Annotated in this window: 10 protein-coding genes; 6 read left to right on the top strand and 4 right to left on the bottom strand. The window is 48.1% G+C overall.

What is annotated here, in order from left to right:
• The first annotated feature begins 141 nt into the window (after positions 1 to 141).
• Positions 142 to 966, top strand: coding sequence for a CBS domain-containing protein (locus VN429_RS02300; protein ID WP_325629357.1), 825 nt, complete (start codon positions 142 to 144; stop codon positions 964 to 966).
• Here VN429_RS02300 and VN429_RS02295 read toward each other — a convergent pair.
• From VN429_RS02295 to VN429_RS02285, 3 genes are read right to left on the bottom strand one after another with little or no spacing between them, the layout of a single operon-like run.
• On the bottom strand, positions 963 to 2141 hold the full coding sequence (locus VN429_RS02295; protein WP_325629355.1) for an NDP-sugar synthase: 1179 nt from the start codon (positions 2139 to 2141) through the stop codon (positions 963 to 965). The two genes, VN429_RS02300 and VN429_RS02295, sit on opposite strands and share 4 nt — an antisense overlap.
• A gap of 50 nt (positions 2142 to 2191) precedes the next feature.
• On the bottom strand, positions 2192 to 2512 hold the full coding sequence (locus VN429_RS02290) for a hypothetical protein (protein ID WP_325629353.1): 321 nt from the start codon (positions 2510 to 2512) through the stop codon (positions 2192 to 2194).
• A gap of 44 nt (positions 2513 to 2556) precedes the next feature.
• A complete protein-coding gene (locus tag VN429_RS02285) occupies positions 2557 to 3726 on the bottom strand; it encodes a redox-regulated ATPase YchF (protein ID WP_325629351.1) in 1170 nt (389 codons plus the stop codon).
• 38 nt (positions 3727 to 3764) lie between these two features.
• Between VN429_RS02285 and VN429_RS02280 the strand changes: the two genes are divergently transcribed.
• On the top strand, positions 3765 to 4355 hold the full coding sequence (locus tag VN429_RS02280; protein WP_325629349.1) for a pyruvate kinase alpha/beta domain-containing protein: 591 nt from the start codon (positions 3765 to 3767) through the stop codon (positions 4353 to 4355).
• A 2-nt stretch (positions 4356 to 4357) separates the two neighbouring features.
• A complete protein-coding gene (locus tag VN429_RS02275) occupies positions 4358 to 5203 on the top strand; it encodes a hypothetical protein (protein ID WP_325629346.1) in 846 nt (281 codons plus the stop codon).
• A 7-nt stretch (positions 5204 to 5210) separates the two neighbouring features.
• Here VN429_RS02275 and VN429_RS02270 read toward each other — a convergent pair whose 3' ends face one another.
• Positions 5211 to 6413, bottom strand: coding sequence for a TIGR00297 family protein (locus VN429_RS02270; protein ID WP_325629345.1), 1203 nt, complete (start codon positions 6411 to 6413; stop codon positions 5211 to 5213).
• A gap of 88 nt (positions 6414 to 6501) precedes the next feature.
• Here VN429_RS02270 and VN429_RS02265 point away from each other — a divergent pair, with 88 nt between their 5' ends.
• From VN429_RS02265 to VN429_RS02255, 3 genes are all read left to right on the top strand, one after another.
• Positions 6502 to 7578: a tetratricopeptide repeat protein gene (locus VN429_RS02265; RefSeq protein WP_325629343.1), complete on the top strand. Its 1077-nt coding sequence runs from the start codon at positions 6502 to 6504 to the stop codon at positions 7576 to 7578.
• A gap of 85 nt (positions 7579 to 7663) precedes the next feature.
• Positions 7664 to 10270 (top strand): valine--tRNA ligase, encoded by a 2607-nt coding sequence (locus VN429_RS02260; RefSeq protein ID WP_325629341.1) that lies wholly within the window; start codon positions 7664 to 7666, stop codon positions 10268 to 10270.
• A gap of 90 nt (positions 10271 to 10360) precedes the next feature.
• A partial coding sequence (locus tag VN429_RS02255; protein WP_325629339.1) for a hypothetical protein occupies positions 10361 to 10713 on the top strand: 353 nt, incomplete at its 3' end.

Raw genomic sequence — 10713 nt, 5'->3', positions numbered from 1 at the left:
GTAATAAGATAAACATAATACTGCATTTTCAGAGCAGATCAACCCGAAGATCGCGGGAAATGGAAAGGAAAAATAGTGAATCAATCTACATCTCATAAGAACCGAAGTCTTGAAGTCTGACAAGACTGAATTACCAGTAATATGGATAAGAAGCGGGTCAGGGACTACATGACCGCCGATGTTGATACTATCAATATGAATCAGACCGCGCGTGATGTGATCAATGCCATCAAGGTCACATCACATGACGGCTTTCCCATTGTGGACAGAAACGTGGTCATTGGGTATATATCGGCCCGAGACCTCCTCTTCGCACACCCGGATACACCGGTCAGAGAAATAATGAGCCAGCATCTGATCGTTGCAGATCCCGAGATGGCGATCGGTGATGTTGCACGGGTCATCATCAGATCTGGGATTCAGAAACTGCCGGTGGTGAACGAGAAGAACGAACTTCTTGGAATCATCTCAAACACCGATGTGGTCAGATCACAGATCGAGCATGTCTCACCTGACAAAGTATACAAACTGATGGATACCATCGAACGGCTTCACGGTATTAAACCACATCTTTCAAAAGGACCTGTAATGGTCAGCACGCTCCTTCCTACCCAGTCACGGATCTATATGGATGAACTTGAGGGGAGAATATACGAGATCAAGAAAGGACTGGCAGAGCCGGTCATCGTGATAAAAAAACCTGACCAGAATATTCTCGTAGATGGTCACCACCGTGCAGTAGCAGCCAAAAGACTCGGGATCAAGATCCTGGAGGCTTACCTGATAGAGATAACTGAGGACTTCGAACTCGGTCTTGAGCGAACTGCACGGACAATGAAACTCAGAACTGTTGATGATATCCAGATCATGGATTACGCCCGTCACCCGCTTGTAGCAGGAACACACCGGTTCGGTGGGGCAATGGTTGTTGGAGAGCCGATCAGAAACAGGGAAAAAGAAGATTAGGAGCCTTCGCACCGGGTGTCGTACTCATCGTTGAGCATATGTTCGGTGACGATAGTGCCATCCGCGATCACGACATCAGGCCAGATCCGGGTATTTGAATGAACAGTAACCCGGTTGCGGATCACGCAGCGTGGCCCGATCACTGACCCGTGTTCAATGCTGCATCCATCTCCGATCATTGTCTCATTGTCAACAATAGTCCCTGATACTGATGAACCCTGTCCGATGACCACCCGATTATAAATGGATGACGAGAGGAGTCTGACATTATTCCGAATCACGCAGTTCTTGCCGATGGAAGTATACGGGCCGATAAGCACATTATCTCCAATTGAGGTTCCTGAACCTATCACAACCGGGCCGACTATTCTACTGTTGTTACCAAGGTAGATCGAATTCCCAAAATCAACAGGTCCCTGGATGTTGGCGTTCTTCACGTCAAGATCACCGCTGATGTTGGCATATCGCATCTCCTGAAGTTTCCACTTTTCGGCCTGCCTGAGCGAAGCAGGACTTCCTACATCAGACCAGTTTCCCCTGGCGAGCCATCCATTGAGGGGGAGGTTCTTCTCCATCAAAAGTGGGAAAAGGTTCTTGGCAAAATCAAATTTTACTCCATCCGGAATGTACTCAAAGATATCAGGAGAGCAGACGTACATACCGGTAGAGGCAAGGTTAGAAAAGATCTCTCCTGGCCCCGGTTTCTCCCTGAACCTGCGGATCCGGTTCTCCACATCGATCTCGGCGATACCGTACTCAGACGGTTCATCGATGCTGATAAGCCCGATCGTGACGATAGCGGCACTTTTCAGGTGCTCACGGTAGAACTCCAGAAGGTTGAGATCTGTGACGTGATCTCCACCAACGACGAGAAATGGTTTGTCTCCAAGGTACTGTCTGGCGTTATTGACACTACCTGCTGTCCCGAGTTTGCTCTCTTCATACACATACGTAATGCTGACACCGAGCAGGGCACCATCGCCGAGCGATTGCTCAATGGCATCTCCCTTATACCCCAGCGTTATGACCACATCATGGAAACCAAGGTTGGAGAGATGGGATACCAAGTGTTCAATGGAAGGCTTATTGACTATAGGAATACAGGGCTTCGGGCGTTCGAAAGTGAGAGGACGCAGACGTGTCCCTTCTCCTCCGCACATAATGCAGACCTTCATGCTTGTATCAGTATTCGCCCTGCCCGAATATATGAACTCGGAGAATAGGGTTAAAGAGTGTCGAGGCTGATACCGTCGAAGTCCTGCACAACTTCGTTCAGATCCTTGACACCAAAGGCAGTTTTCACTGCCGATATTTCAAGTTCTGATGCAACTGCACACATGTAATCAAGCACATCAATAGAGAGTTCTTTCTTTACCTTGCTCTGCTTCATCTGTTCAGCGAGCCGACTCAGGGTATCAGGGTCCTCTCCCCTGAGCCGGGCCAAACTGATAACACACATATAGATCCTGGTGAGATTTCGATCAGTGCCCGTAATAGTATCAAAAAAATTCCGAAGAACCTGAGCCTGAAAGATCTCACCTCCCATGTTTGTGGATTTATCTTGTGGATAGTATAAAAATGTGGCGAAGGTTACTTCGCAGTGCTCACAATTTTGATGATGTCTCCATCCTTGAGTAGAGCAGTCTCTTTGATCCTCATCTTTGTCTTGGCATCAATAGCATACAAAAAGCCCTTGCCAATATCGGTGTGGACCTGATATGCGAGATCGTGAGGAGTTGAACCCTTCTTCATCAGGAAAGCATCAGGAAGTACTCTCCCTTTTGCATCTGTGAGATGGGTCTCATCTTCAACCGGGTAGACTACAATCTGATCAAGAAGCTCAAAGACGGCGCGGTTTATCACCTGCTGCACCCCGGTACCTCCGTATGTCTCCATGAAGCCACGGATCTTGGCAAGGCCTTCCTGCTGGGCGGCGTTGAGTGACACACCATCAGGAATTCTGAAGGATTCGTCACCTGGATGATAGATAATCAGGTTGTGTTCAGCAGCAGAGCGAAGTACAAGTTCGGCAGCGCCGGAGATGAGACTGATACCTGCACCCTTCACTTTGGCAATGAGTTCGGCAGGAGCCTGATCTGCTTTATTGCCTGCCTGGATCATCGGTTTTGAATATTTCAGAAGAATACGTGCAAATTTTTGGAGATCTTCTGCCTGCGCAGATCTGAAGTTTATCCCTGATTCGCGTTCGGCATCTACAACGTGCTCTTCCCTGATAGAAAGTCCTGCAAGCAATTCAGCAAGCCCCGCATACACGTTGTAATTTTTAACCTGGGCCTGGCGCTGCATCTTTGACCAGTGCTTTTCGATAATCCCAAAAAGCCACATCGTCATTTCAGTCTCAAGCATCGGGATCTCTTCAAGTGGATCATGCGATCCTATATCGTCAGGAGTACCCTCAATATCAGTCGCGCCACTAGCGTCTATGACATTGATGATGGCATCAGCCTGCCTCAGATGATCAAGGAACTGATTGCCGAGCCCTTTCCCGGTGTAAGCATCAGGGACAAGCCCTGCAACATCAATCAGGTGAACAGGAACATACCGTATCCCGTCAACGCAGACTCCGCACCGATGCTCAAGAGAAGTACAGGGACAGGGAACTCGTACGTATGCGACTCCCCGGTTTGCATCTATTGTGGTGAAGGGATAGTTTGCTATTTCAGCCGGCGCTAACGTAGCCGCCCGGTAAAGGGTTGATTTTCCGCAGTTTGGTTTACCTGCCAGTGCAAGAGTGATCATAGCTCGTACCTTAAACCTATGCGGTCTAACCGATATGTATGGGGTACTCTACCAAAAAGATCTGGTATTTTGATAAACCCGGTAGCGGGAACACCCAGGATGCCCTCAGGATTGCAACAGAGCGGGCAAAGGAACTTGGAATACGATCTCTGATTGTGCCAAGCACTAGTGGGCAGACCGCAAAAACAGCTTCAGATACTTTGCAGGGAACCGAGATTTCCCTGATTGTGGTCTCTCATGTCGTTGGGTTCTCTAGCCCTGGTGTCTGGGAGTTTGATAATAAAATCGCAGATGAGCTCAGAGAGCAAGGGGTGAAGATCATCACCGGGACACATGTGCTTTCAGGTCTCGAACGCGCGTTCTCATCCTCGCCAAAAATTGGCGGGGGGTCCCGGAGTGAGGCAGTAGCCGAAGCACTCAGACGGATAATTGCAATAGGTCTCAAGGTCGCAGTTGAGTGCACGCTTATCGCTGCTGATCAGGGAGTCATTCCGGTTACCGAAGAGGTAATAGCACTTGGGGGAACAGCCAGCGGAGTGGATACAGTTTGTGTCATAAGACCTTCACATACCAGCCGGTTCTTTGACCTCCAGGTCCGGGAGATTGTTGCTATGCCACGGGAGCGATGAGCATGGCTGGAAGACCTTTTGCTGATACAATAAGCCTTCTCAGTAAACCGGTGCTCTGGCTGCCGGGTTTGTATGCAGGAGCCTTGGCCACAGCATTCATCTGGCTCGCTTTCTCAGGAGGGGAATTTATCGCAGGGAAGATGCTCTTCCTCGGGGCGGTTATTTTTCCCTTCTTTGTTGCAGGTGCACTCGGTTGCATGAAAAGCGGGGAGTATACCATATCTCTCTTCGGGAGATCTGCAGCCAGGTTCTTCTTTCCAATTCTGCTTCCAGCAGTGATAGCTGGCGCCATAATCATCCTGCTCCTGATTCTCTGTAGTATCCCCTTTGCTATATCAGGGCACTCCGATCCATCTATGATTGCAGGTTTATTCATCGGAATTACCATCCCGGTTTTTATCTTTGCATTTTTTGCTGACAATGTGGCAGTCTCGGAGGGCCTTGCCGTATTTACATCATTGAAACAGAGCATGATGCTTGCCTCACGCTCAATCTTCACGATAATCACCTGCATTGTTGTCAGTCTGATAAGTGTAGGTGTTGTTGGAACCATTCTGGCTACAGTCTGGGGAATGATTCTTTCGGATAAGTTCACCGAGTACATCAACCTTGGGGCCGCAGAGCAGCAGAAGATCTTCGCCGGATTCAGTCTTTCAGACTGGCAGAGGATCCTCGGTTATGACGGACTTGTGGTAACCGCGGTAACAATAGGGGTAAGTCTGATAATTCTGGTGTCATTCTTCATTGTATACAAACATCAGTGTTACCTTTCTGCCCTTTCAGTCCCAACTCCCGTTATGCCTCAAACAGGAGAGTATGACGAAAAGGGACGATGGTATAAGTATTGAAAAAAGATTAAAACACAGGGATAAGCACAACCCATAGAAGAGCAGTGACCACTCCTCCCCCAAGGGTTGCCAAAAAGTTTGTTCCTGCATTCCCAATCACTTTTTTGTTCTCAAGAACTTCTCCGATGAGACTGTCTATATTTGCACCGATAAGTCCTCCAGCCACACATGCAATAAATACCGGTATATCAGCAACACCTAATAGGACGGCACATGCACCAATGAATACAGCAGCAAAAAGACCTGCAATCTCCCCAGTAAGGGAAACACCGCCATTTGTTCCTTCATCTACTGGCTTTAATGTGGTTATGAGATAGGGGCGTCCTGAACAGACACCGATCTCTCCCGCAACGGTGTCAGAAGCAGCAGTTGCCACACTCCCGAGGTAGACAGCGATGAAGACAGGGTGATGTGATACACCAAAACAGACAGCGGCAACCACCGACACCAGCCCGTTGGCAAAGACATTGATATATCCCCTGACGCCTCCACTTTCCTGCTCGACATGAAGGCTCTTTTTATACTCCATCTGGTACCGGGTCGCTGCTGCACCAAGGATAAAGAACGCAAGCATGATCATAAACCATGATATCCCGGCAAACACGATGAGTAAAATTCCAACAAGTGCTGCAGAAAAGAGGCCGGCAATATCAGCGGTCTTCAGACGGTATGCAAAGTACGCAAACCCGAATGAGATAAAGGCTGCAGTCGCAACCAGCGGGAGATCGGCCTGGAACTCAAGATTCTCTAAAAGTAGCATCGCCATGGCGACTCCTATCAGTTCGCCGGTTATTGCATAGGATTTCTTCTGTAGGATGGCATACAGCAGGATCGCCACCGTCACTCCAACAACCGCTGAAAGCCAGGTCCCTGCAGTCATATAAAAAATTACAAGGGTAGTCACCAGCAGACCGCCAATCATCGCGAGTGCATACTCTACAGGCCTTCCACCAGAATAGAAAAAGATGAGTTCACGGGTTGCTACAATCAGTACTGTTGCACAGAGAACAAATGCCGGGACAAACCCAAAGAAACTGAGGACACCCAGAATGAACAGGGCGAGAGGAAGGGCTAGATCATTCATTCTGATACAGATGAACGCAGAGGTAAGGATCAGGAAAAATCCGGCCATTCCGGGGGGCATATGGGGTGCAAGCAGAGTAAGGGCAATAGCGGCAATGAATGCCTGCCATCTCCCCGGTATTATCATAGTACATAATTGGAGGATACATCAGATGAAGGTATCAGGATCAGACGATAGAAACCCTTTATCCAGACACCTCTAACGGTACCACTCAATGAATTCTGAACACAGGTTAATCCGCGATGGCTTCCTGTTAGGCAGGTCTCTTCTCGCGACCCTGACTGTGCTTATCCTATTTACAGCAATCACCACAGCCACACCCTCATTTTATCCAAATGAGGGAAAGATACCTCTTAAGGTCCAGTTCACTCTTCCCGGAGGGGATAGTTGCGACTCGGTCAAATGGGATTTTGGAGATGGGAACTCGTCAGCAGAAGTCAGCCCATCATACTCATACACCAGAATGAGTTTCTTTTATCCACTCTGTGTATGCACCCTTCCCGGAGCGACGGTGACCTATTCCTTTGGCAAGATAGTTCCTGAAAATGCAGTTTTCAAAGGAGTGGATGAAACCCCCCAGACACCAACCGATGTGAAGGTGGATGTCAAATCAGACAGTCTGGATCTCCAAGGTATCATAAAACAGGGAACCGTGTTTTACAACCTAGGCCTTTACGATTACGCTGCCACATCTTACAAGAGTGCCATCCAGAAATCTGGTTCTGATCCGCAGCTCCTGGCAAAGTATGGGGACATTCTCGCAGGCCTTTCACGGTGGGAAGAGGCAAAAAATGCGTATAACCAGTCACTTGCCATAAAGCAGGACAAGGATGTGCTGAATTCATATGGAGGAGCCCTTGTTCAGCTAAAGAAGTATGATGCAGCTCTTACTGCTTTCAACCAGTCACTTACCATGGAATCATCCAACTCAGGCGCATGGGCTGGAACAGCCAGAGCAGATATAGGACTAAAACAGGTGAATGAGTCTGCAGCAGCATTCCAGAAGTCACTGGATATTGATGCATCACAGCCACTGGTCTGGAAAGAGTACGGTGATGTACTCATGAAAGCTGACAGAAGCACTGACGCAATAACTGCATATGAGAAAGCAATAGCCCAAGGGGTTTCTGGTGCTGACATTTTTATCAGTTATGGAGAAGCCCTCAGGAAAGCAGGACGCAACGCTGAGGCTGAAAATGCAATTGCAAAAGGCCGCAGCATGCAGAGTAAATTATACGTATCAAATATAGACGGCAATGTGCATTGTACAGCTGGCGGAGTGATGGGATAAGTCAAACATTTTTTCTACACCTATAATTTCTGCCAGACCGACATTCCATCAGATACATTACCCATCGCCCACAAACGGATAAGAAATGCCCTTGTCCGATCCACTTCCCAAAAATTATGAGTATCGCGAGGTTGAGGCGCGATGGCAGAAAATCTGGAAGGAAGAAGACCATTACTTTCAAGAAAACTCAGATAAACCTCAATTCGTCATAGATACCCCTCCGCCATACCCGACCGGGGAATTCCATATAGGTAACGCCTTTAACTGGTGTTACATCGATTTTCTCGCAAGATACAAGAGGATGAAAGGATATAACGTGATGTTCCCCCAGGGATGGGATTGTCACGGCCTTCCAACCGAGGTCAAGGTAGAAGAGACACATAATATCACCAAAAATGATGTACCCCGCCAACAGTTTCGGGAGATGTGCCGCGCTCTTACCATCGGTAACATTGAGAAGATGCGTGCATCTATGCGTCGCATGGCGTTCTCAATAGACTGGTCGCACGAATACATCACGATGATGCCGTATTACTACGGCAAAACCCAACTCTCTTTTTTACGGATGTTTGAAGCCGGTCAGATTTACCAGAGCAATCATCCGGTCAACTATTGTCCACGTTGCGAGACTGCGATTGCATTTGCTGAGGTCAATTACAGTGATCGGACCACATCTCTGAATTTTTTCAACTTTGATGGTATCGAGATAGCAACAACCAGGCCCGAACTCCTTGCAGCCTGTGTTGCAGTGGCAGTTCATCCCACAGATGAGCGATACGCAGGGAAGGGAGGAAAAACCCTGAAAGTTCCTCTCTTCGGGCATGAGGTTCCGATCATCACCGATGAGGCTGTAGACCCCGCCTTTGGATCTGGTGCGGTCATGATCTGTACCTTTGGTGACAAGCAGGATGTTCTCTGGTGGAGAACGCACAATCTCCCCCTGCGTAAGGCCATCGACAAAACAGGGAAGATGACCGGCATTGCAGGGAAATATGTTGGTATGACATCAGGGGATTGCAGAAAAGCAATCCTTGCCGAGATGCAGGAGCAGGGCATCCTCATAAGGCAACAGCCGCTCCAGCAGCGGGTCGGCACATGCTGGAGATGTAAAACTCCTATTGAGATCCTGTCTGAAAATCAGTGGTTTGTAAAAATTCCACACGAAGCAGCGCTCAAAGCCGCTAAAGAGGTGAAGTGGTATCCAGAGCATATGTTCCTGCGGATGGAGAACTGGATCGAACAAATGGAATGGGACTGGTGTATCTCCCGCCAGCGACTCTTTGCCACTCCAATCCCAATCTGGTTTTGTAAGGACTGTGGTGAGGTCATAATCCCTGAAGAGGCAGACCTTCCGGTTGATCCAACCGTTGATAAGCCAAAAAAACCCTGCCCCAAATGCGGCAGTACCTCGTTTGCTGCTGAAACTGATGTGCTTGATACCTGGATGGACTCATCAATATCAGTCCTTCATGTAACAGGCTGGGATGGTAGTCAGAAAAAGCCACCACTCTTCCCTGCCCAGATCAGACCTCAGGGACATGACATCATCAGGACATGGGCTTTTTATACAATTCTTCGGGCAGTTTCACTTGTAGGTGGCAGACCATGGGACCAAATCCTGGTCAACGGAATGGTGCTTGGTGAAGACGGCTTTAAGATGAGCAAAAGCCGTGGTAATGTCACAGTTCCGGAGGAGATTTTGAGCCAGTACGGGGCAGATTCCCTGCGCCAATGGGCTGCTGCAGGCGCTGCAACAGGGTCTGATATTCAGTTCAACTGGAACGATGTTGTTGCTGCCAACAGGTTCCTGACAAAGATGTGGAACATCTCCCGGTTCGCCCTAATGCAACTCTCACGCGAACCCTACAACGAAAAAGCACCTATTACCGCCCTTGCTGACCGCTGGCTCTTAGTCCGGCTCGATCAAACAATCCGTGAGGTCTCTGATGGTTTTGAAACATACCAGTTTGACAGAGGACTTCGCATGATCAGAGAGTTTGCATGGGATGTCCTCGCAGACAACTACATCGAGATCGTTAAGGGGAGATTATATGGTGGCAGTGGCAGGGATGGTGCCTGTGTTGCAATTCAGACTGCATTAAACAGCCTCTGCAGAATGATGGCCCCGTACACACCATACTTTGCCGAAGAAATCTGGTCAGCAGCGTTTGAGGGCTCGGTGCATAAACAGCACTGGGTGGATTTCACCTACACTGATCCACAGGCACTCGCTGACGGGCAGATGCTGGTTCGGATTGTCACTGAGGTCCGCAGATACAAACATGACAAGAATCTTGCGTTAAATGCCCCTCTCGGGACAGTAACAGTATATACACCTGACCTGATCGATGATGCCGGAGATGGAAGTCTGGCCTTGAACTGTACATTGAAATACATGGCAGGAAAGCCTGAACTCAGGCAGGTTACTACTGGTGTCTCCTTCAACATGGGAATCATTGGTCCGGCACTCCGCGGTCAGGCAAAAGGTTTCATGCAGGCAATCGAAGCACTGCCAAAAGAGCAACTGATTGAACTGCCAAAGTCCGTTGTGGTGGGAGGAGAAGAGATAGCAGTACCTGAGGGATCAGTAATCCCCCAGATGACTTACACTGTGGCCGGTGCTGCAGTTGAGATAATTACAGCCCAGGATGACCTTATCATCACCGTTGAGCAGAAAGAGCAACCCAATTAGGATCAATCAACACCTCAATAATTTTCATCTCAAATTTTTACCACATTTAATAACAGAACAAGAGGGTTTTGATGGAAAGTTGTGATTTTAATGATGATCTCGAAAAATAACCTGATTTCTTTTCTTAAAACTCATGCACAAACACTGCTTGCAGGGTATTTATGTATCAGTTGTGCCATAGGCCTGTTCTATAAATTTATAATTGCAGTTTTCCAGCCCCTGACATCAGATACCGTTTTGCCTGGAATTATTGCAATGGAGATATGGAGACATCAGAATGGATTACTGCAGGATATGGTTCTCCCCGCCCCTGATCCAAACATCATTGAAGATGTATGTTTTTTCCTCATTCCTCAAATATTGTCAAATTTTAATCCTCTTGCTCTAAAAATATCAGGATTCTTAATTTTTATCTGTATCATTCTGATCTTCTCGCTCATCCT

The sequence above is a fragment of the Methanospirillum sp. genome (assembly GCF_035560735.1).
Lineage (GTDB): Archaea > Halobacteriota > Methanomicrobia > Methanomicrobiales > Methanospirillaceae > Methanospirillum.
The sequence above is the reverse complement of the archived record's forward strand: the minus strand, read 5'-3'. Positions and strand labels throughout refer to the sequence as shown.

What these genes read in the sequence shown, in the direction of transcription:
- VN429_RS02300 (WP_325629357.1), top strand. Translation starts at nt 142, where the DNA reads ATGGATAAGAAGCGGGTCAGGGACTACATGACCGCCGATGTTGATACT.
- VN429_RS02295 (WP_325629355.1), bottom strand. Translation starts at nt 2,141, where the DNA reads ATGAAGGTCTGCATTATGTGCGGAGGAGAAGGGACACGTCTGCGTCCT.
- VN429_RS02290 (WP_325629353.1), bottom strand. Translation starts at nt 2,512, where the DNA reads ATGGGAGGTGAGATCTTTCAGGCTCAGGTTCTTCGGAATTTTTTTGAT.
- VN429_RS02285 (WP_325629351.1), bottom strand. Translation starts at nt 3,726, where the DNA reads ATGATCACTCTTGCACTGGCAGGTAAACCAAACTGCGGAAAATCAACC.
- VN429_RS02280 (WP_325629349.1), top strand. Translation starts at nt 3,765, where the DNA reads ATGGGGTACTCTACCAAAAAGATCTGGTATTTTGATAAACCCGGTAGC.
- VN429_RS02275 (WP_325629346.1), top strand. Translation starts at nt 4,358, where the DNA reads ATGGCTGGAAGACCTTTTGCTGATACAATAAGCCTTCTCAGTAAACCG.
- VN429_RS02270 (WP_325629345.1), bottom strand. Translation starts at nt 6,413, where the DNA reads ATGATAATACCGGGGAGATGGCAGGCATTCATTGCCGCTATTGCCCTT.
- VN429_RS02265 (WP_325629343.1), top strand. Translation starts at nt 6,502, where the DNA reads ATGAATTCTGAACACAGGTTAATCCGCGATGGCTTCCTGTTAGGCAGG.
- VN429_RS02260 (WP_325629341.1), top strand. Translation starts at nt 7,664, where the DNA reads ATGCCCTTGTCCGATCCACTTCCCAAAAATTATGAGTATCGCGAGGTT.